Raw genomic sequence first — 21,474 nt, 5'->3', positions numbered from 1 at the left:
AGCAGGACCGCGATCGCTCGCTCCGTGGACGGCGCGGTGACGTCGCACCCGCCTCCAGGACGCGGCCTGGTCCATCGAGCTGGACGATCAAATTGACAAGGCTTCCCGGCCGTCCTATAGTACGGCCTCCTTGCCGCCCGTCCGCACTGAGTCGAGCGTAGAGATGGCAGAACGGCAACCCCCGTTTTCATTACAGCAGATCGGAACCGGCGCCTTTCGATTTCCGAGCGGGGCTCCTGTTCCCTCGTTGAGCGATGCGGCGGTCGACCCCTACTATCGGACCCGGACCCCGAAGGAAGCCCTCGTCGAGACCATCGTCTTTTGGCCGCAAGAAAAAGGCCTCTATCCGGGCGTGGTTCTGCTCCATGAGCGGTGGGGCCTCAATGCGCAGATCAAGGACGTGGCCAACCGCCTTGCCTGCGAAGGGATGACGGTGATCGTCCCCAATCTCTACGGCCGCCAGGGCGGCATGGTCACGGCGCATGCCGAGACGGCCGACACCCTTGCTGCACGGATCAAGGAATCCGAGGTCCTTCAGGACATCAATTCGTGCTGTGAGTTTCTCAACAGTCGGGATCAGGTCAAGAAAAACCTCCATGCGGTGGTCGGGTTCGGGCTGGGCGGCTCGCTGGCGATTCGCTTTGCGTGTCAGCGGAAGCGGCTGAGGGCCGCGGTCGCCTACTACGGCCGTGTGACGGCGCCGGCCGCGACCCTCAAGGATCTCGTCTGCCCTGTCCTCTACCACCGAGCCGGAGACGATCCCTTGGTGACCGAGGACGAGCTCGACCGGCTTCGCCAGGCGGGCAAGGAATCCGGCAAGCCCGTGGAGATCAAGGTATACGAGGGCGCGCCGCACGGCTTCGCCGACACGATGCGAACGGACACGTATCGACCGGACGCCGAACGGGCCGCGTGGGACGCGACGGTCGCGTTTCTCAACGAGCGGTTTCAAGCCGAGCGCTGACCTTCCAGATTCATCTCACCCTCCGCGCCTTGAGTTCCTGACCTCCGTGCCGCACAATAGATTCATGACCCCGCTGGTTGCGCTCATCCCCGCCATCGTGTTGGCAGCGGCCTTCCCAGGGTCGGCGCACGGAGCCCCTTCGGCCGGCGCGGACCTCGACGTCCCGGCGATCTTTGCAACCGAGGGCCCGCGTCTGACCGAAGTCACGTCCGACGATCGGGCCCGACACCTGTTCGAATCGCGGCTGCTCGACGTGCTCCGCCTGCCGAAACCGCCTTCGGAAGCGGCACGCCCGCGCACGAAGAATGCCCCGCCCCTCCCGAGCTCACCACCGGTCTCGGAATTCATCCAGACCGGCGGTGAACTGACCGCCCACCTCGCCGCTTGGCGGCTGGCCGACGGCCTGAAACGCGCCGCGACGGAACGGGACACCGGCGCCATCGGCCGGCTGGTCGAGCAGGCGCGGCCCCAACAGGAGTGGCTGGCGCAGCGTCACGGCTATCGATCGCTGGAGCCGCTCTTTCGGCTCGCCTCGGCGGCCGCACTGTTCCGCGACGTGCCCGACGACCCGGCTGCCGATGAGTCTCGGTACTCGGAGTTTGCCGGATCTCTCGATCAGAACGGGCCGAAGCTGAGCGGGGAAGGGTCGTGGGTCGCCATAGCCGAAACCGAGGGCGCTGCGGGCATCATGGCGCGCTTGGGCGTCTCTGGAAACGGCGCCGCCACAAGCGAGACCGGCGTCTCCGAGGCGCGCTTCGCCCCCCGCTACTTTCGAACCCGACTCCAACCCGTCCTGCTGGCCTCGCTGGTCGCGGGAACGATCACCACCGAGGCCGAGGCCGAGCACCGCGCACGCCTCGCCTGGGCGTCGCTCAAGGGTTGGCCGGAGCGCGTGCGGGAAACCAGGGGCCTGTTGCGCTTGTGCGGGACTTGGAATTGGACGGTCCACAACCACCAGAACCATCTCGATCACAAGAGCACGATGATCTTCTCGGCGCCGGGCAGCCAGGCCGCGGTCGTCAAACCGACGAAAACCGTCGTGCTCGGCGACGTCGTGTATCTACGCTGGGACTACCCGGGTGGATTTCAGGAGGACAGCCTGCTGTTTACGGGCGAAGGGCAGCGACTCGAAGGCACATTCGTGAATTCGAGCGGCGCCTGGGGATCGATCACCGGCAAGCGGATCGCCCCCTGCGCCCCGTGAGCCGATTGCTCACCGCTCCTCGGAGGAGGCGTTCCAGCAGGCTCGTCCGACCAGCGCCCAGCCGATCAAGAACGCCACGCCACCCAGCGGAGTGACCGCGCCCAGCCACCTGACGCCCGAAAGCAGGAGCATGTAGAGGCTGCCGGAAAAGAGGAGGATCCCCACCGCGAACGCGATGCCTGCCTGGCGCCACGCCGTCCGGCTCGCTCGCGCGCCCAGCTCGCCGACCAGGACGAGCGCGAGCGCGTGATACATCTGATAGCGGACGGCGGTTTCAAAAACGGTCAACTGCTCGGGGGAAAGCACGGCCTTCAGCGAATGGGCGCCGAACGCGCCCGCGACGACGCCGAGAAATCCAAACACCGCGCCCAAGACCGAGAACCGCCGCATCCGCTCACCCCTTAACTCGACGAATCGCGCACTGTACACTCCGCCTCTCACGACCGCAACCTCCGCGACGCCGCCTCGGACGGCTTCCCGTCCGCACGCCCCATGATCGGCCGGAGCCCTCCGAGAACGTCAATGGATAGGCGGAGATGCCATCGGCGATTGGGATGGGCTCGCGGCGGTCTGCGCGTCAGGGCTGTGCCGACCGCCTTGATGAAACACGCTTTTATGCTATGGTTTTGACTCGGATTCGTACGCGTACGGCCCGCCGACCGGAGGTGAGATGGACACGAAGACCCTCCCCGATAGCGTCAAGGAATTACAACAAAAAATCGCCCGGGACGAGGAGGTCAAGCGTATCTCCAATCAAATCCACGCGGCGAAGGATCTGGACCAGATCCTCTTGGACCTCAATCGTGAGATCCTCGGGCTCTTCGAGGCCGAAGAGCTGAGCATCTACGCGGTCGACCCGGAGAAAAAAGAGATTTTTTCGAAAGTTCCGCACGTCGACGGGGTCGAAGAAATCCGCCTGCCGATCAGCGAGCAAAGTCTGGCCGGGTTCTCGGCCAAATACCTGCGCCCGGTGAACATCGACGACGCCTACAACAAGGCGGAATTGATGAAGATCCATCCCCTGCTGTCCCACGACACCGCCTGGGACAAGAAGACCGGATTTCGCACGAAACAGGTGCTGAACTACCCGATCGTCGCGGAAAACAAATACCTCATGGGGGTCGTCCAGCTCTTGAACAAAAAGGGCGGCGGCCGCTTCACCAAGAAGGACGAGGAATCGGTCGCCGAGATCGCCAAGAGTCTCGGCATCGCCTTCTACAACCTCCGCAAGGTCGCCAAGAAGACGATCACGAAATTCGACTACCTGGTCGCGGCGAACAAGATCACCCAATCCGAGCTCGACGCGGCGATTGCGGAGTCGCGCAAGGGCATGAGCGACATCGATTCGATCCTCATCGAGAAGTACAAGGTCCCGAAATCGGACATCGGCAAGTCGTTGAGCCAGTTCTACCAGTGCCCGCACGTCGAATTCGACGACCGCACCGTCATCGACCCCGAGCTCCTCAGGAACCTGAACATCGACTACCTCAAGAAGAACTCGTGGATTCCCTTCAAACGCAACAAGAACGTGATCGAGATCCTGATCGACGACCCGAACGATCTGGAGCGGGTGCAGGACATCCAACGGATGTTCCCCGGCCAGACGATCCGCTTCGCCGTCTGCCTCAAACGCGACATTGCTCAGTTCTTCCGCGTCGCCACGGGACAGGTGGACGCCACGATGCCGGCCGACGGCGGCTCCATCAGCGACATCCTGGGCGAGCTCGTCAGCGAGGCGCAGTCGGAGCAGCAGGAAGACGCGGCGACGACCGGGGTCGACGAGAACGACAACGTCATCGTCCGGCTCGCGAACAAGATCATCGCCGACGCATATCGCCTCGGGGTCTCGGACATCCATATCGAGCCGTACGGCGACAAACGCGAAACGGTGGTCCGCTTCCGGGTGGACGGCAGTTGCTCGGAGTACATGAAGATCCCGTCCATCTACCGCCGGGCCATCGTCTCCCGCATCAAGATCATGGCGAGCCTGGACATCGCCGAGCGTCGCAAGCCGCAGGACGGCAAGATCAAATTCAAGGTCGGCGGCAACAAGGAAATCGAGCTCCGCGTGGCGACGGTGCCGACGGCCGGCTACAACGAGGACGTGGTCATGCGTATCCTGGCCGCGAGCGAGCCGTTGCCGCTGGAGAAGATGGGGTTCTCGGACCGAAACCTGCGCGAGCTGAAGAAGATCGCGGAAAAGCCCTACGGCATCATCCTGTGCGTGGGGCCCACCGGATCCGGTAAGACGACGACCCTGCACGCCGTGCTGGGATACATCAATACGCCGGAGCGGAAGATCTGGACCGCCGAGGACCCCGTCGAAATCACCCAGTATGGGCTCCGCCAGGTGCAGGTCCAGCCGAAGATCGGCTTCACGTTCGCGATGGCGATGCGCGCCTTTTTGCGGGCGGACCCGGACGTCATCATGGTCGGTGAGATGCGGGACAAAGAGACGGCGGACACGGGCATCGAGGCCTCGTTGACCGGCCACCTCGTCTTCAGCACCCTGCACACCAACAGCGCCGTGGAGACGATCACCCGTCTGCTGGACATGGGCTGCGATTCGTTCAGCTTCGCCGACGCCATGCTGGGCGTGCTGGCCCAGCGGCTGTGCAAACGCATCTGCTCGGAATGCAAGGAAGAGTACCGGCCGAACCAGGACGAGTTGAAGGAGCTGATGGAAGGGTACGGCACGGAGCTCTGGCCGCGACTGAACGTGAAACAGGACGGCAGCCTCAAGCTCTACCGGGGCAAGGGGTGCGATGCGTGCAACCGGACGGGATTCAAAGGGCGGCTGGCGCTCCATGAGCTGTTGATCGGGACGGATGCGATGAAGCGGCTGATCCAGAACAAGGCCAAGACGGAAGAAATGCTCCACCTGGCCGTCCAGGAAGGCATGACCACCTTGGTGCAGGACGGCATCGAAAAGGTGCTGTCGGGTCTCACGACCTACAAGCAGGTGAAATCGGTCGCGATCAAGTAGCGACGCGGGCGGGCGACGAGAGCGACAGGAAGTTGCGCAGCAGGTCCTTGCCGGAGCCGGTGAGGATCGATTCGGGATGGAACTGCACGCCCTCGACGCCCAGCTCGCGGTGCCGGATCCCCATGATCTCCCCTTCCTCCGTTTCCGCCGTCACTTCCAGACAGGCCGGCAGCGTCTCGCGTTTGACGATCAACGAGTGGTAGCGGGTGGCCTCGAAGGGATTCGGGAGCCGCTGGAAGATCGTCTTCCCGTCGTGGCGGATCATCGAGGTCTTTCCGTGCATCAACCGCTCGGCGCGCACGACGTCGCCGCCGAACGCGTCGGCGATCGACTGGTGTCCCAAACAGACGCCGAGCATGGGCACGCGCCCGGCAAAGCGGCGAATGACCGCGACCGACACGCCGGCTTCTTTCGGCGTGCACGGCCCCGGCGAAATGACGATGCGATCCGGCCGCAAGCCCTCGATCTCGTCGAGCGTGATCCGGTCGTTGCGATAGACCCGGACGTCCTCCCCCAACTCCCCCAGGTATTGCACGAGGTTGTAGGTGAACGAATCGTAGTTGTCGATCATGAGGAGCATATGAATGCCGTGAATCGTTAAACGTGACTCGTTAATCGGACAAGCATTTCCATTTCACGATTCACGAATAACGAGTAACGTCCTATTCCAGTCCCCGCTCCGCCAGCTCGATCGCCTTCATCATCGCCCGGGCCTTGTTGCATGTCTCCTCGTACTCGCGCTCGGGCTGCGAGTCGGCGACGATGCCCGCGCCGGCTTGGATGTAGGCCTGCCGGCCCTTGATTACGATCGTGCGGATATTGATGCACATGTCCATGTTCCCGGAGAAGCTGAAGTAGCCCACCGCCCCCGCGTACGGCCCGCGCCGGGTGGGCTCCAGCTCTTCGATGATCTGCATCGCGCGGATCTTCGGCGCTCCGGACACCGTCCCGGCGGGAAACGACGCCTGCAGGACATCATAGGCCGAGCGCCCCTGCTCCAGCGTCCCGTTCACGTCCGAGACGAGGTGCATCACGTGGGAATAGCGCTCCACCGTCATGAACCGATCCACGCGGACCGTCCCCGCTCGAGCCACGCGGCCCACGTCATTGCGCCCGAGATCGACGAGCATGACGTGCTCGGCCCGTTCCTTCTCATCGGCGAGCAGCTCGCGCTCGAGTTGCCGGTCCTGCGCGTCCGTCTCGCCGCGCCGCCGCGTGCCGGCGATCGGCCTCAGCGAGACCCGCCCGTCTTCGCAGCGGACCAGCGTTTCCGGCGACGACCCGACGAGCTCGACGCCGGCGATCCGGAGGTAATACATGTACGGGGACGGGTTGACCAGCCGCAAGGCGCGATAGATCTCGAAGGGGCGGGTCGTGATTCTCGTCTCCCAGCGTTGGGAGACCACCGCCTGAAAAATATCTCCCGCACGGATATAGTCCTTCGTCCGCATGACCATCTTCTCGAAGTCGGCCCGGCTCATGTTCGGGGCGAACGTCATCGGCCTTCGGCGGCGAGGGGCGGGCTTCCGCCGCAACGGTCGCTTCAACCGGGCGATCATCCCGTCGATCCGGTCCACCGCATCCCGGTACGCGCGCCGGACCTCGGACGGCTGCGGGGAACGCACGTGCGCGTTCGCCACGATCTTGATCGTCTGCGCGACGTTGTCGAAGATCAGCAGCGTATCGGTCAGCAACAAGGCGATCAGCGGGAGCCCGGCGTCCTCCTTCCTCGATGCCCCGATGTCCTCGAAATACCGAACGAGGTCGTATCCCAGGTATCCGACGGCGCCGCCCACGAACCGGGGCAGGCCGGGAACGACGACAGGCCGGTACTCCGCCATGACGTTATGGATGCGGTCGAGCGGGGTCGTCCCCAGATCCCGCCCGATCCGCAAACGTTCCGGGCGGTCACCCCTGGTGACCACCAGCTCGTTGCGGTCCTCTTGGATCACGATCGGTGAGCCGCTCCCGAGAAAGGAATACCGCGCCCACTTCTCCCCGCCCTCGACACTCTCGAGCAGGTAGGCGGAGGCGCCGTGATCGATTTTCGTCAAGGCCGACACGGGCGTCTCGAAATCGGCGAGGATTTCCTGATACAGCGGGATCAAGTTGCCGTGCGAGGCGAGCCGCTTGAACTCTTCGAAGGTCAATGAATACGTAGGGGAGACCATGGATCACTGATACCCGACCAACAATTTTTGCCCGACCTCGATCAGGTTGTCGCGCAAGCCGTTCCACTCTTTGATTTGCTCGACCTGGACTCCATACTGCCGTGAGAGTCGAAACAGCGTGTCCCCGGGTTTGACCTCATGGTAGATCGGCGTGCCCAGATCGGCGTTCGGCGCCGCGTGGGCTTGCGGGGATTCCTCGGGGACGATCGGCGTGGTCGGCGCATCGAGGTGTTTGGGCGGCGCCGCTTGGACCTTGGGTTTGGGCCGGGACGTCTTACCCTTCGGCTCGGCTCGCTCCGCTTCCTGTTTGGCTTTGATCGCCGCCGCTTCGCGCAGAGCGGCATTTTCCTCCTGCACGCGGGCCATCTGCTCGCGGACCGCCTGTAGCTGCGCGCTCAGCTCGCGATGGCGCGCCTCCAGATCGGGCAGATCCCGTTTGAGCCGCTTGATCTCCGCATCCAGCTCACCGGTCCGTTTCTCCTCTTGCGCGAGGAGTCGCTGGAAATTCAGGGCCCGGCTCTTCTCCGCTTCGTACTGCTCTTTCATGACGCAGCCGGACAGGCTCAGGGCAAGGCCCAGGACGAGGAGGCATCCGGTGCTGAACAGAAGACGGTGATGATTCACCATGGTGGCACCCTTCGTTGACGACGACGCTCGGGACCACGAAGGCCCGCCGCTCCGCACGAGGCACGAGGTTGCCAAGAATAGTGCCTGGGCGACTGGAAAGTCAAAGGCTTAGGACGCGATCGGTTTGACCCGTTCCCGAGGGCTGTGTTACCGTCTGCCGAGACCATGACTGAGCGCACCAAGCAGCACAGCCAGCGGCACGTGGTCGTGGACGGCGTCACGCTCCGCCTGGCGCAGCCCATCGAGCTGAGCCAGGAATGGATCGGAGCCCGGGAGATCCTCACCCAGTTGCTCGCCTGCTGGCTGGTCATCGACGAGAAAGATCTTCCCTTGTCCCCTCGGATCACCGGTCCCCCCGGCATCGGCAAGACGACGCTCGCGATGTCCGGCGCTCGGGAGCGCAAGCAGGACCTGTACATCTTCCAGTGCACGGCGGATACGCGCCCCGAGGATCTGCTCGTGACGCCGGTGCTCGCCGAGTCGGGGACCATCGCCTACCATGCCTCTCCGCTCGTCTCCGCGATGGTGACGGGAGGGGTCTGCGTCTTGGACGAAGGCAACCGCATGAACGAGAAGAGCTGGGCCTCCCTCGCCTCGCTCTTGGACCACCGGCGCTGCATCGAGTCCATCGTCGCCGGGATCCTCGTCCCCGCCCATCCCGACTTCCGCTGCTGCGTCACGATGAACGAGGACGCCTCCACGTACGAAGTCCCGGACTATATCCTTTCGCGCCTCCAGCCGACGCTGGCGGTGGGCTATCCCAGCCGTCACGACGAGTTGGCGATCCTCCGCTATCATCTGCCCTTCGCCCCCGCGGAGATGGTGACGTTGACGGTGAATTTTCTGCAGGACGCCCATGCGCTCAAACTCGAATTCTCGGTGCGCGACGGCATCCATCTCCTGCAATATGCGCTCAAGCGTCTCGCTCAGGATCCGGCGCACCCGCTGTCCAAGGATGCGGTGTGGCGTGAAGCCGTCGTCAAGGTGTTGGGAGAAGAAGCGCTCGACCTGGAATCGTTGTCGCGGCGGCGGGCGCGTGCGCTGGGAGATCAGTCGTTGCCGCAGGGCCTGGGAGACTTCTTCTTCGAAGGCACCGATCCGCTGCACCCCGACAAGTGACGAGCCGCTCGAGCGAGCGCCCGAGACAGACGCGCGATGACCGATCTCACTGACTCCGTCCTCCGGCTGTCGCCCCGCATCCACCTCCTTCCCATCCTGCACGGGAGCGGCGATGTCGCGCAGGAGGTGAGGGAGACGCTCGTGGCCGGGCGGTTCGACTGCCTCGCGGTTCCGCTTCCGCCGTCTTTCGAAGAGCCGGTGGAATCGGCGGTCGAGGCCCTGCCCGTGATTTCCGTCGTCGTGAGCCCCGAGCCCGCCGAAGCGGGCGCCGCGGCAAGCTTCGTCCCGGTCGATCCCTGTCAGCCGGTCATCATGGGCATCCGGGTCGCCATGGGCGAGGGGATTGCACGGGCCTATATCGACCGCGAGGTGGCGGTCTTCGAGCCTACCCCGTTCGTCGCCCCGGATGCCTACGCGCTGAAGCAAGTCCCGCTGGCCACGTTCGCCTCGGCGCTCCTCCCGGCGCTCCCCGCTCCCGAGGACACGAGCCAGCAGGCGGCACGCATCGCCTGGATGGCGTTCCGGCTGCATGAGCTCGAGCTCACGTTCGACGCCATCCTCTGTCTCTGTCCGCTCACGGATTGGCCATGGTTGCGCCAGGCCTATCGGGAACGGGCGCCGTACCGGACGCCGGAGACGCCGTCCGGTCGCCCGACCGCCTATCCCGCCGATCCCGCCACCCTGTACTTCCTGCTCGGCGAGCTGCCCTTCATCACCGAGCTCTCTGAGCGCCGCCGCGCCGAGGTGCGATCGGACCGACACCTGAGCATCGATGGGATCAAGGAGCTGCTGCTCGAGACCCGGTCGGCCTGGCTGACCCGCAGCCGCGAGGAAGGGACGTCGATCGGCAATTGGGTGACGCCTCATCTGCTCACCCTCTATCTTCGGTACGTCAGAAACCTGGCCTTGATGGAACGCCGGTTGACGCCGGACCTTTACACACTGGTCCTGGCGGCGAAGCAAATGGCGGGGGATCAGTTCGCGATCGTGCTGCTGGAAACGGCAAAGCGCTACCGCTATCAAGAAGACCCGGCGGCAGGGCTGCGGCCGACGGTGGCGGCAGGCATCGGCAAGCTCGAGCTACCCGACGGGGACGTTCTGGCGGCGAACAATCGCCTTCAAGGCCCTCCCCTCGTCTGGCGATCCTTGTCGCTCCACCCCACCCCGAGCCGCGCGAAGAGCCGTCGCTGGGCTCTGCAATGGGATCCATACCGCCAATGCTCGTGGCCGCCCGAGGACGAACGCATCGAGAGCTTCACCCGCCACGTGCGCGAACAGGCCAAGGCGATCCTCGGAGCGGACCTGGCACGGGTGGAGAAGTTTACGACCTCCGTCAAGGACGGCATCGACCTCCGGGAGAGTCTGCGTCACTGGCACCGGCTGCTCCCGGGGTCCGCCAGCCGCCGGGGCGCCCTGCCGCCGACCCTCGACGGGCCGGTCAAGCCCGAGATCTACGTCAAAGAGATTCCACCCGCCCGTGGGAACGTCGACGTCGTCGTCTTTCTCTTCGACACTCCCGCCGACCCCGCGGTCTATTCCTGGCAAGCCACCTGGTACGCCGAGCATCCGGAGGAGTCGACCCTGTGTTTCTACGCCAGCCCGTTCCAAGACAACATGATTGGACCGGGCATCGGCCAGTCGCGGTACGGTGGGGCGCTGTTTCTCTACCCGCCGCGCCCGATTCCCAACGTCTGGGACGACCCCGTGCTGGCGTTCACCCGCACGCTCGAAGAGCGCTTGATCGCGGCGGCGGCCCTCCACTCCCGCGAGCCGCACATCGCCGTGGTCACGCCGATCCCGCCGCGAGCCAGATGGCGCCGCGTCGTGCGTGAATTCAACCGCCGGCTGGTCGTCATTCCACTGGCGCGGTTTTCCGGGCAAACCGTAGACCGGCTGCGGCGATTTCACGTCCTGAACGGCCATGAGATCCGGAGCTATGCCGCGAAGTTCATTTTGGAATGAGCCGCAAGCCGTGCGCTTACAGCTCTCAGCCGGCGTCTTCACCCATGAGCCTTCCTGCTCCTGAATCGCCACACGAGGCACGAGCGCGCATCGACGCCCTTCGGCGCGAAATCCGGCGTCACGACCACCTCTATTACGTAAAGAGCCGGCCGGAGATTTCCGATGCGGAATACGACCGGCTGTTTCGCGAGCTCGAAGCGCTCGAAGCCGCGCACCCCGACCTCATCACCCCTGATTCCCCCACGCAGCGCATCGGCGGCGCCCCGGTCTCGGAGCTCAAGAAGGTGGCTCACGAGCGACCGATGCTCAGCCTCGACTCGATCGCGAACCCGGACGACGTCCGGGCCTTCGACAAACGCGTCCGCCGCGAGCTCGGACGCGAGCTCGATCGGGACATGGCGGAGGCGGCGATCGACTACACCGTCGAGCCGAAATTCGACGGCCTGTCCGTCGAGCTGGTCTACGAGCACGGCCGCTTCACGCGGGGCGCCACCCGGGGCGACGGCTTCATGGGGGAGGACGTGACGGTGAATCTCAAGACGGTGCGCTCGCTCCCGCTCCACCTGCACGGCGACGGCCGTCCGCCGGCGCACCTCGTGGTCCGGGGCGAAGTCTACATGCGCCTGGACGACTTCCAAGCGCTGAATCGGCGCATCACGGAGCGCGGGGAGGAGGCGTTCGCCAACCCGCGAAACGCCGCCTCGGGGTCGCTCCGGCAGTTGGACCCCCGTATCACCGCCGAGCGCCCGCTCGTCGTCGCGTGCTACGAGGTCATGGCGCAATCGGGGACGCCGCCTCAGACCCATTGGGAGGAGCTCGACACGCTGGCGCAGTGGGGCCTCCCCGTCCCCGAGCACCGCCGCCGATGCGCCTCGATCGACGAGGTGATCGCGTTTCACCGCGAGCTCGAAGCGGTCCGGGAGCGCTTGCCGTTCGAGATCGACGGCGTCGTCGTGAAGGTGGACCGGCGGGAGTGGCAGGCCCTGCTCGGCGAACGGTCCCGCAGTCCGAGGTGGGCGATCGCCTTCAAGTTCCCGGCTCGCAAGGAGATCACCCAAGTCCAGGACATCGTGGTCTCGGTCGGACGGACCGGCACGCTCACCCCCGTCGCGCTGCTCAAGCCCGTCGACGTCGGGGGCGTGACGATCAGCCGCGCGACCCTGCACAATGCCGACGAGATCGCCCGCAAGGACGTCCGCGTCGGCGATACCGTGCGCGTGGAGCGGGCCGGAGACGTCATCCCGGCGATCACGGAGCGCATCGTGACCGCCGGCCAGCCCCGCGGCGAGCCCTTCCGCATGCCCGCTCACTGTCCCGTCTGCGGCTCGGCCGTCGCCCGTGAGGGTGCCTACTACTATTGCCCGGCGCAAGCCGCTTGCCCGGCCCAGTTGAAGGGCGCGCTCGAGCACTTGGCCTCCAAGAACGCGCTGAACATCGTGGGGCTCGGGAGGAAGACCGCGGCCCAACTGGTCGACACCGGCCTGGTCAAGAACCTGTCGGATCTGTTTGCGCTCACGAAGGAGCAGGTGCTGTCGCTCGACGGTTTTGCCGACCGGTCGGCCACCCTGTTCATGGAGGCGCTCCACCGAAGCAAGCGGGTCCCGCTCGAACGATTTCTCTACGGCCTCGGCATCCGTCAGGTGGGCGAACACATCGCCCGCGTGCTGGCCCGCCGGTTCCTCACGCTCGAGGCGATCATGAAGGCGGACCGGGAGACGTTCGAGAGCGTCCATGAGATCGGCCCGGAAATCGCCTCGAGCCTCGTCTCCTTCTTCGGCGAGCCCCATAACCGGGCGGTCATCGAACGACTCCTGGCGCTGGGCGTGGCGATCCTTCCTCCCTCCGGCCGTGAGGAACGAGGGGGCGCGCTCGCGGGCAAGACGTTCGTGTTTACGGGGGCGCTGGAGCGCATGACCCGGAGCGAGGCCAAGCACCGGGTGGAACAGCGGGGGGCGCGCGTGGCCTCCAGCGTCAGCAAACAGACCGACTACGTGGTGGTCGGGACCGATCCAGGGTCGAAAGCCGAGGATGCGAAGCGGCTCGGCGTCCGCATCCTCTCCGAGGAGGAGTTCCTGAGCCTGCTGGAAGAGTCTTGACAAGCAGTTTCCCCGGTGGGACAGTTAGCCTGGTCTGACTCCGGTTTCTTCGTAGGGCTCCACCCACGCATGAACGCCGCGCGCGTCCGCAAGATCCCACTCCAGACAAAGACCATTCTGGCGCTCGCAACAGGCCTCGTCGTCTGCAGCGCCCTCGTCACGATCACGCAATATCGAATCACCAGCCGCACGCTTGCCTCCGAATGGGAAGCGAAGGCCGTGGAGTCGAGTCGGCTCGTGGCCTTCGCCTTCCAGCCGTTGCTGCAGGCCGAGGACCGCGCGGCGCTGACGCACGCCGTCACGCAGATGCTCTCCGTTCCCGGGATCAAGTCCCTCACCGTGGTCGATGCCCACGGCGTGATCATCGCGGACTCCAAAGGCCAAGGCGTGGGCACCCACCTGGCGCTCCACCTCGACGCGCTCCGCCAAGCCCTCGAGCACGACAAGGAGGACATCAGTTGGGTGGAGACGAAGGAGACCGGCCGGATCCGCTTTCTCCTGGCCCCCATCAAGCCGCGCAGCGAGGACGCGGGGGCCGTCGTCGGCGTGCAAGGCGCGGTGCTGATGGGCCTCGATCTGTCGGTCCTCGACCGGTTGATCCGGACGAACCTCTCCTACCTGCTCGTCCTGAACGGCATCACGATCGTCGCCCTGCTCCTGATGTTCTGGATCGCCATCCGAATCGGGGTCATCCAGCCGTTGCACGTCCTGGCGGAAACGATGCGCGCCGTCCCCGCCGCTCACGCGGGCGACACCGGGGCGCCGTCCGATGAAATCGCCACGCTGACCGAAAGCTTTTCCCGGCTGACCGAGGCGCTCCAGGAAAGCGAGCTGCTCAACCGCGCCACGTTGAACTCGATCCCCGCACACGCGGCCCTCCTGGACAAAGAGGGCTTTCTGCTGGCGGTCAACACGGCGTGGGAGCACTACGCGCGCGAAGGCGGGGAGGCGTTTCCAACGACCGGCGGCGGACTGGTGAACTATTGCGAGGCCTGCCGCGATTCGGCGAGAGGGTATGGCGAACGGGCGGCCGAGGCGATCGCGGGGATTCGCAGCGTCTTGGCCGGCACCGCCCCGTCCTTCTCCCTGGAATACACGACGGCCCCGGGAAGGGAGGCCCGTCGGTTCCTCCTCACCGCGGTCCCCCTGCAGCGCGCGCAGGGCGGTGCGGTCATCAGCCACACGGACGTCACGAGCTCGAAGCGGTCCGAGGACATCCTGGCGCGGAGTCTGGCGGAGACGGAGCGGGCCCGCGCACGGCTCGATTCCCTCTACCGGACGATTCCGTTCGGCCTCATGTACGTGACGCCGGATCTCACGATCGAGCGGATCAGCCAATCGATGGCGCAGGTTCAAGGCCGGCCGATCGACGAACAGGTGGGCCGGTCGCTCTCCGCGGTCCTGTCCCCCGAGCGTTGGATGCGGCTGAAGCCCGTGGTCGAACAGGTCTTCAAGACCGGAAAGCCCCATCAGAATTTCGAAGAGGCGGTTCCCGACCCGGGCGACCCCGACGCGATACGGTTTCTGCTGTCGCACCTGCTCCCCGACCTCGCCGACGACGGCACCGTCCGGGGCATCCATATCGCCATGCAGGACGTGACGACGGAGAGGCTCGCGCAGAAGGAGCGGGAGCAGGACCTCAAGGAGTTGCGGGCGAAGAACCGAGAGCTGGACCAGATGGCGATCCGCGACCCGCTGACCGGTCTGTACAACCGTCGATTCTTCGATGAGGCGCTGACCCGGGAGTGGCAGCAGTTCCAGCGGAGCGGTGAGGCCTTCACCGTGATCATCATGGACGTGGATGCGTTCAAGGCCATCAACGACGATTACGGACACGAAGCCGGCGACCGGGCGCTCCAGCAGGTGGCCACCACGTTGAAGGCGAATCTGCGCGAGAGCGACTTGATCGCGCGCGTGGGTGGGGATGAGTTCGCGGCGCTGCTGCCCCGGACCGACATGGAGCAGAGCCTCCAGGTGGCGGAAAAGCTGACCGACGTCTTGCGCGGGCTGCGGTTGGGAACCGCGGACGGCGACATTCCCATGTCGCTCAGTCTGGGGGCGGCCACCGTGCCGGGGTTCCCGCCGGTGACCTCGGCCGCCGAGCTCCTGCGGGTGGCCGACAAGCGGATGTACGAAGCGAAACGGCTGGCCTCAGCCCGGCGTTCCGACGCCGGCTGAGTCGTGCGCGGTGGCCTTCTCTTCCTTGACGATTTGCACGCTCTTGATCGATTTGTGATCCGCCTCGTGCACGATCAAGCGGCAATTCCCGACCTGCACTTCCTCGCCGACGGTGGGAATCCTTCCCAACTGCTCTTGAATGAGCCCGCTGATCGTGATCGGCTCGTCGCCGAGATTGACTTTGAGGAAATCGTTGATGCGGCGCACCTCGGTCCGCCCGTGAACGAGGATCTGATTCTTCCCGATGCGCTTGATGAGCTCCTCGGAAATGTCCGTCTCGTCCATGATCTCGCCCACGACCTCTTCGAGCAGGTCTTCCAGCGTCACCAGCCCCATGACCCCGCCGAACTCGTTGACGACGATCGCCATGTGACGCTTCTCGCGCTGGAACTGCTTCATGAGATCGTCGGCGGGCTTGGTGCTCGGGACGAACAGGGCCGGGGTGGCCAGCTCCTTGAGTCGGGCGTCGCATCGGCCTTTCGCCAACTCGATCAGCGCCTTGTCCCTGTACAGGATGCCCGTGATGTTGTCGAGGGTGCCTTCGTACACGGGAATGCGTGAGAACTTCGACTTGAAGAGTTGCTCCTGCGCGTCTTTCAACCGCTGGCCGCCGTCGAGCGCAAAGACGTAAATCCGCGGCGTCATCGCGTCTTCCGCCGTGATGTCGTTGAGCTGAAAGACGTTCTTGATCATCTTCACTTCCTCGCTCTCGATCATCCCGGCCTTGCCGCCTTCATCGAGCATGATCTTCACTTCTTCTTCGGAGACGAACGGAACGGCCACGCCCTTGCCGCCGGTCAAGGCGTTGATGACCGGCTCCAGCACCAACAGCACCGGCTTCATGATCTGCTGGATCCCGTACACGGGATAGGCGAGCGCCAGGACCACCGCCAACGCATGTTTCGCGGCCAGGGTTTTCGGGACGATGTCGCCGAAGATGAGCAGGATGAAGGTGAGCAGCCCGATGACGGCGGCCAGCGCCTCGGAGCCGAACAGGCGCAGCACGATGATGGTGGCGAACGACGCGGCCCCGGTGTCCACCAGGCGGTCCCCGATCATGATGATCGACAGGAGCCGTTGGGGATTCTGCCTCAGATGCAGCACCATCGCCGCACGTTTTCCGCCCGCCTCCGCGAGCGCCCGCAGGCGCATTTCGTTGACCGAAAAGAAGCCGATCTCGGCGGCAGAAATGACAGCCGAAAGCACAATGAGGCTGGAGAGAATCAGAAAGTCCATTAATAAAGGTCTGCTTGGAGAAACTGCGGCGAGACGAGAGAACGGAACCGGGGTCCGCGGGGTCCCGGGAACGATCCAGTCAAGAGCAGAACAACGATCGGGGGTGCGGCCGCGGGTCGTATAGGCCCAGGGTCATCCATGGCTCGTAATTAGTACCACACCGGGTCGGGTCGAGGCAAGAAGAGCAGGAAAAACGCATTGTCAATCGACGACTTATGATCGCATTAGCGAACGACGAGCGGTTCCATCCCCCACTCGCGTTCGATCCGGTCCGCCGCCGCCTGGGCCGCCTCTTGCGAAGCGAAACGGCCGACCTGCACGCGATACCGGCGCCCCTCGGGCAGCTCGGCGGTCACGATGCGGGCCCCTCCATAGCGGTTTCCCAATTCGGCCGCCAGCACGCGCGCCCGGGTCTCATCCCCGAAGGACGCGACTTGCACCCACAGCGCCCCGGGATCCCGTCCGTCGCCCTCGTAGCGCACGACGCGGAGGTCGACCCGGTGCGTCCCCTCCCCCAGCATGCCGAGCGCGCGGGCGGCGGCCTGCGAGACATCGAGAATGCGGCCGCGCGCGAACGGCCCGCGATCGTTGATCCGCACGAGCACCGTGCGCCCGCTCGTCAGCGAACGCACCCGGACGACGGCCCCGAACGGCAAGGTCCGATGGGCGGCGGTCAACGCGCGCATGTCGAAGACTTCCCCGCTCGCCGTTCGATTCCCGTGGAAGCCGGGGCCGTACCAGGACGCGAATCCCTGTTCGTGATAGCCGAGGGGATACCCCGGGGGTCGCTCGCCGCGCGGGGCGAGCGGGGCACAGGCACCGAGGGCGGCGAGGATCAAGACAGCGGCCGGGAGGAAACGGGACGGCACACCGGCGAGAAGGGTACGGCGGACCACCGACGGTCAAAACCGATCGAGCGATTCTTCGCGGAGGATCTCCATCGCCTTCTTCGTATTCGAGACCGTCAACACGACGATCGCTTTGCCCCCTTCACGCGACGGAGTATAGTACCCGCTGGTGATGTTGATCCGCGCGTCCTTCAGGTGTTTCGCGACTTCGCTCAAGGCGCCGGGCTTGTTCTCCAAGCTCAGGACCAGCGCCGGCTCCTCCTTGAATTTGATCTTCTGGGCTTTCAGCGCGATCCGCGCCCGCTCGAGGTCCGCGACGACGAACCGCAGCGTCCCTCGCCGGATCTTCGCAGTGCCCAATCCTTCGGACGCCGAAAAGGCCTTGATGTTCACCCCCGCTGCGCCGAGGACCGAGGCCACGCGCGCGAGCACCCCGGGTTTGCTTTGCTCGGTGATCACGAGTTGCGTGGTCGTTGGCATAGCCTCCTCTCCTTATGCTATAGACCCTGCGTTTGTAGTTTCTTCCTATCACAATGATCGCAGCTAGTACAGAGGCTGCCGGTCGTCCCGCCCGGGGAGCAGGCGCGCGATGAGGCGCTCCGGGCGGCGACGTCGATGGCGCATCCGGTTCGCCCTGCTGCTCGTCGGCGCCGTCCTGGTCTATGGGCTCGCTCTGTACGCCACGCTGACGCTACCGCGCGGTGAAGATCGTCAGTCCCTGAAAATCTACAGCGCCGCCTACCGGCTGACCCCGGGCATGGCGCTGGACAAGGGCCCGTTGCAGGAGCGGCTCAACCACCTCGGCTACCGCGCCGTCTCACGAACGCTCCAGGCGCCCGGAGAATACCGGGTCGGCGCCTCGTGGATCGATCTCTATCCGCGCGACTTCACCTATCCCGAGGGCTTCGTCCGCGGCCGGCCGGTCCGCCTCGCCATCGAGGATCACCGCCTCGCCCGCATTCTCTCGCTGCCGGGTGAGCAGGACGCGGGGCCGCTCGCCCTGGAGCCTCAGCTCATCGGCGGTTTGGTCGAGGCGTCCCGCCAAGTTCGTGACTGGATTCCCCTGTCCGCGATCCCCGCTCCGGTCATCGATGCCGTCCTCGCCATAGAAGACCACCGCTTCTTTCACCACGTCGGGATCGATCCGCTCGGGATCGCCCGGGCGGCCTGGTACAACATCAAGGGCGGCGCCGTCGTCCAAGGCGGCAGCACGATCACCCAGCAACTGGCCAAGAACCTCTACTACACGCAGCAGCGCACGTTCGTCCGCAAGCTGAAGGAAGCGTTGGCCGCGGTGATCCTCGAAATGAAGTACTCCAAGCAGGAGATTCTGGAGAGCTACCTGAACGAGATCTACCTGGGGCAGTCGGGCTCGATAGCAATCTACGGGGTCGGGGAAGCCGCCCACTACTATTTCGGCAAGCCGCTCCAGCAGTTGACGGTCCCGGAGGCGGCGCTGCTGGCGGGCCTGATCAAAGGACCGAACACCTACGCGCCCGTCCGGAATCCCAAGGGAGCGAAGCACCGCCGCGACCTCGTGCTCCTGCGCCTGAAGCAGGAGGGCAAGGTGACGGAGAAGCAATATCACGCGGCGGTCTCCACCCCGATTCGCACCGCCACGCTGCAACACGGGCTCACCGACGCGCCCTATTTCCTCGATTACGTGCTCTCGCAGGTGAGCGACGTCACCGACGTCGCCGGCCCCGGCCTGCGCGTCTTCACCACGCTCGACCTGGAGCTTCAGCGCCTGGCCGAAGACGCGGTGGGTGCCGGGCTCGCCCGGCTGGAAGCCAAGCACAAATCCCTCAAGACGGCCCAGGATCGTCTCCAAGCCGCGCTCGTCGCCCTCGATCCGAAGACCGGGGCGATCCTCGCCATGGTCGGCGGGCGCGATTATCGCACCAGCCAGTTCAACCACGCCGTCCAGGCGAAGCGGCAGGCCGGCTCGCTGTTCAAGCCGTTCGTGTACCTCACCGCCTTCGAGCGGGGGTTGCGAGTGAACGAGGCCGTCATCACCCCGGCCACGCTCGTCGACGATGCGCCGATCAGCTTCCCCCAGGGCGACGGGGCATGGGCGCCGCAAAACTACGACCGCCAGTTCCATGGGCGGGTGACCGTGCGCGCGGCCCTGGAGCAGTCGCTGAACGTGCCCGCCGTGCGGGTGGCGCAGGCGGTCGGTGTGCCGGAGCTCATCGACACGCTCAGGAAGGTGGGGATCCAGGGACCGCTCGATGAACACCTCTCGCTGGCGTTGGGCACCTCGGAGGTGTCGCTGCTCGAGATCGCGGGCGCGTATGCCGCGCTGGCACGTGGCGGGTCGTTCGTACCGCCCCTCGCCGTGAAGGCCGAAATCGAACCCGTCGGCGAGGTTCGCCGGGACCGCGACTCGGAGAGAGGCGCGGATGGCGCCCCCGCCTTCTCGCCTCCCGCCGCCTATCTCGTGACCACGCTCCTCAAAGGCGTGGTGGAGCATGGGACGGCCGCGTCCGCTCGGACGTTGGGTCTCAGTGTCCCCGTGGCCGGGAAAACCGGCACGACCGACGACCATCGCGACGCCTGGTTTGTCGGCTACACGCCCGATCTGGTCGTCGGCGTCTGGGTCGGGTTCGATGAAGGCACGACGCTGAAGCTCAGCGGCGCCCAGGCGGCGCTCCCGATCTGGGTGGACTTTTTCAAGAAGGCGGTCCCGAACGCGACCGTCGAGTTTCCGATGCCCTCTGGGATCACGACACGCACGATCGACCCGGAGACCGGACAACTCGGGACATCGGCCTGTCCCGTGACGGCCGAAGAGGTGTTCATCGAAGGGACGGAACCCACCGTCTTCTGCGAGGTGCACAGCCCGGGGATGATCGAGCGCCTGAAGAATCTCTTCGGCCTCTGACCCGCTACGTAGCTGGCTGGACGGGTTGTCCGCAACGTCGGACAAGGTGCGCCGATTCAGCCCCCGGCCTGGCCCCGTGCCCCATGGCGGACGACCAGAGGGCCGCGCGTAACCCTTCGTTGTACCGGCTTTCTGGTTCCGGCACCCGGCCATTCAGCCTCTCGCTGCCTCGTTCTTCAGCCGTCTCCCCAGGGTCCCGTCTTTGCTTGGAGCACAGCCCCACGGGGGCGCTATGAAATCACCGGTGGTCGCCTTCTTGGCCCTACTCGGCATCGGATTCATCAGTTCGCTTCAGTCCGCGCCGAAGGAGTCCGTCTCCCAGCCGGTCGACTCGGCCCTTCCCCTGCAAGGCGGCTTGACGTTGGTGACCGGTACGATTGAGGCCGTCGATCGGCGGGCGAGGCTGGTCCGAGTCCGCACGGATGCCGGGAGGCTCATCACCATCCCGGTGGCCACCCAGAGTGAGCTGGACCAGATGATCGTCGGCCATCGGATCGAGATCGAGATCCTACTCGAACCCGACAATCGGGCGGATGAGCCCCCTGCCCGCCCGGCCCTGATCCAAGTCACCCTATGACGGAGGCTACCATGACACACGTGCACCGGGCCTTCAGACGACCGATCCTGCTGGCGGTCCTGCTGATCGCCGCGCTCCCTGGCACCGGGTGGTCGCAGGGGATCACGAACCCGACACCCGGTCAATGGTCGGCGGGCGGCGGCATCGGATTCCTGGGGGCGACCCCGAGCGGCACCGCCTTCGCGCTGAACGCGCATGCCGATAATTTTCTGAACCGCTACTTTTCGATCGGCCCGCTCGTCCAGGTGGCGCTGACGGGATCTCTGACGCAGTTCGGCCTGTCCGGGCAAGGCAAGTACTGGATCGACATCCCGGACACGGGAAACCGGATGAAGCTCGTGCTGCAGGCCGGCATCGGTTTCCTCCATGCCGACCGGCTGGACTCGGATACCTCCTGGCTGATCCCGTTGGGGGCGGGGCTCGATTACGCGATCACGGACTCCTTGGCCCTGACCGCCAACTTCCTGCTCAACTTTACCGACATCGATACCGGCCACGGTAAAGACGCGCATGTCATGCCCGGCCTGACCTTCGGCGTGCGGTTCTGAAGTCGGCACCGGACCCGGGTCCGGTGCCGCCGTTCCTTCCCTCCACGATCGATTGACTGATCGCCCGGTCGTCT

At 65.4% G+C, this 21,474-nt stretch carries 17 protein-coding genes; 10 read left to right on the top strand and 7 right to left on the bottom strand.

Features of this window, described 5'->3' with window-relative positions; translation table 11 throughout:
- Nucleotides 1–163: 163 nt before the first annotated feature.
- Together ACWHYV_RS09860 and ACWHYV_RS09855 are read left to right on the top strand one after the other, a co-directional pair.
- Entirely contained in the window at nucleotides 164–964 is an 801-nt protein-coding gene (locus tag ACWHYV_RS09860; RefSeq protein WP_447980465.1) for a dienelactone hydrolase family protein, read from the top strand.
- Between the two features lie 64 nt (nucleotides 965–1,028).
- Entirely contained in the window at nucleotides 1,029–2,168 is a 1,140-nt protein-coding gene (locus ACWHYV_RS09855; protein ID WP_447980464.1) for a hypothetical protein, read from the top strand.
- 9 nt (nucleotides 2,169–2,177) lie between these two features.
- Here ACWHYV_RS09855 and ACWHYV_RS09850 read toward each other — a convergent pair whose 3' ends face one another.
- Nucleotides 2,178–2,558, bottom strand: a complete 381-nt coding sequence (locus ACWHYV_RS09850; RefSeq protein WP_447980463.1) for a DUF423 domain-containing protein — start codon at nucleotides 2,556–2,558, stop codon at nucleotides 2,178–2,180.
- Nucleotides 2,559–2,838: 280 nt separating this feature from the next.
- Here ACWHYV_RS09850 and ACWHYV_RS09845 point away from each other — a divergent pair, with 280 nt between their 5' ends.
- On the top strand, nucleotides 2,839–5,154 hold the full coding sequence (locus ACWHYV_RS09845) for a GspE/PulE family protein (protein ID WP_447980462.1): 2,316 nt from the start codon (nucleotides 2,839–2,841) through the stop codon (nucleotides 5,152–5,154).
- On the opposite strand, the gene pabA is transcribed toward ACWHYV_RS09845, so the two are convergent.
- From pabA to ACWHYV_RS09830, 3 genes are all read right to left on the bottom strand, one after another.
- Nucleotides 5,147–5,734: an aminodeoxychorismate/anthranilate synthase component II gene (gene pabA / locus ACWHYV_RS09840; RefSeq protein ID WP_447980461.1), complete on the bottom strand. Its 588-nt coding sequence runs from the start codon at nucleotides 5,732–5,734 to the stop codon at nucleotides 5,147–5,149. The genes ACWHYV_RS09845 and pabA overlap by 8 nt on opposite strands.
- Nucleotides 5,735–5,816: 82 nt before the next feature.
- The gene (gene trpE / locus ACWHYV_RS09835) at nucleotides 5,817–7,325 is read right to left on the bottom strand and encodes an anthranilate synthase component I (protein ID WP_447980460.1); all 1,509 of its coding nucleotides are present in this window, start codon (nucleotides 7,323–7,325) and stop codon (nucleotides 5,817–5,819) included.
- Nucleotides 7,326–7,328: 3 nt separating this feature from the next.
- Nucleotides 7,329–7,952 (bottom strand): LysM peptidoglycan-binding domain-containing protein, encoded by a 624-nt coding sequence (locus ACWHYV_RS09830; protein ID WP_447980459.1) that lies wholly within the window; start codon nucleotides 7,950–7,952, stop codon nucleotides 7,329–7,331.
- 165 nt (nucleotides 7,953–8,117) lie between these two features.
- Between ACWHYV_RS09830 and ACWHYV_RS09825 the strand changes: the two genes are divergently transcribed.
- The 4 genes from ACWHYV_RS09825 to ACWHYV_RS09810 all read left to right on the top strand — a co-directional run bounded on the left by ACWHYV_RS09825 (nucleotide 8,118) and on the right by ACWHYV_RS09810 (nucleotide 15,307).
- Nucleotides 8,118–9,071 (top strand): AAA family ATPase, encoded by a 954-nt coding sequence (locus ACWHYV_RS09825; protein WP_447980458.1) that lies wholly within the window; start codon nucleotides 8,118–8,120, stop codon nucleotides 9,069–9,071.
- A gap of 36 nt (nucleotides 9,072–9,107) precedes the next feature.
- Nucleotides 9,108–11,033 (top strand): hypothetical protein, encoded by a 1,926-nt coding sequence (locus tag ACWHYV_RS09820; RefSeq protein WP_447980457.1) that lies wholly within the window; start codon nucleotides 9,108–9,110, stop codon nucleotides 11,031–11,033.
- Nucleotides 11,034–11,077: 44 nt separating this feature from the next.
- Nucleotides 11,078–13,129, top strand: a complete 2,052-nt coding sequence (gene ligA, locus ACWHYV_RS09815; RefSeq protein ID WP_447980456.1) for an NAD-dependent DNA ligase LigA — start codon at nucleotides 11,078–11,080, stop codon at nucleotides 13,127–13,129.
- Between the two features lie 69 nt (nucleotides 13,130–13,198).
- Nucleotides 13,199–15,307, top strand: a complete 2,109-nt coding sequence (locus ACWHYV_RS09810) for a sensor domain-containing diguanylate cyclase (protein WP_447980455.1) — start codon at nucleotides 13,199–13,201, stop codon at nucleotides 15,305–15,307.
- On the opposite strand, the gene ACWHYV_RS09805 is transcribed toward ACWHYV_RS09810, so the two are convergent.
- The 3 genes from ACWHYV_RS09805 to ACWHYV_RS09795 form a co-directional block, all read right to left on the bottom strand.
- Nucleotides 15,281–16,543 carry a hemolysin family protein gene (locus tag ACWHYV_RS09805; RefSeq protein ID WP_447980454.1) on the bottom strand — a complete coding sequence of 421 codons (1,263 nt, stop codon included), beginning with the start codon at nucleotides 16,541–16,543 and terminating at the stop codon, nucleotides 15,281–15,283. The genes ACWHYV_RS09810 and ACWHYV_RS09805 overlap by 27 nt on opposite strands.
- Nucleotides 16,544–16,767: 224 nt before the next feature.
- A complete protein-coding gene (locus ACWHYV_RS09800; RefSeq protein WP_447980453.1) occupies nucleotides 16,768–17,439 on the bottom strand; it encodes a septal ring lytic transglycosylase RlpA family protein in 672 nt (223 codons plus the stop codon).
- A 6-nt stretch (nucleotides 17,440–17,445) separates the two neighbouring features.
- Nucleotides 17,446–17,871: an ACT domain-containing protein gene (locus tag ACWHYV_RS09795; RefSeq protein ID WP_447980452.1), complete on the bottom strand. Its 426-nt coding sequence runs from the start codon at nucleotides 17,869–17,871 to the stop codon at nucleotides 17,446–17,448.
- Nucleotides 17,872–17,980: 109 nt separating this feature from the next.
- Between ACWHYV_RS09795 and ACWHYV_RS09790 the strand changes: the two genes are divergently transcribed.
- The 3 genes from ACWHYV_RS09790 to ACWHYV_RS09780 all read left to right on the top strand — a co-directional run bounded on the left by ACWHYV_RS09790 (nucleotide 17,981) and on the right by ACWHYV_RS09780 (nucleotide 21,400).
- Entirely contained in the window at nucleotides 17,981–20,275 is a 2,295-nt protein-coding gene (locus ACWHYV_RS09790) for a PBP1A family penicillin-binding protein (RefSeq protein WP_447980451.1), read from the top strand.
- A 232-nt stretch (nucleotides 20,276–20,507) separates the two neighbouring features.
- Nucleotides 20,508–20,852 carry a hypothetical protein gene (locus tag ACWHYV_RS09785; protein WP_447980450.1) on the top strand — a complete coding sequence of 115 codons (345 nt, stop codon included), beginning with the start codon at nucleotides 20,508–20,510 and terminating at the stop codon, nucleotides 20,850–20,852.
- A gap of 11 nt (nucleotides 20,853–20,863) precedes the next feature.
- Nucleotides 20,864–21,400, top strand: a complete 537-nt coding sequence (locus ACWHYV_RS09780) for a hypothetical protein (RefSeq protein ID WP_447980449.1) — start codon at nucleotides 20,864–20,866, stop codon at nucleotides 21,398–21,400.
- Nucleotides 21,401–21,474: the final 74 nt, after the last annotated feature.

It is taken from the genome of Candidatus Nitrospira bockiana (assembly GCF_965152565.1).
The sequence above is the reverse complement of the archived record's forward strand: the minus strand, read 5'-3'. Positions and strand labels throughout refer to the sequence as shown.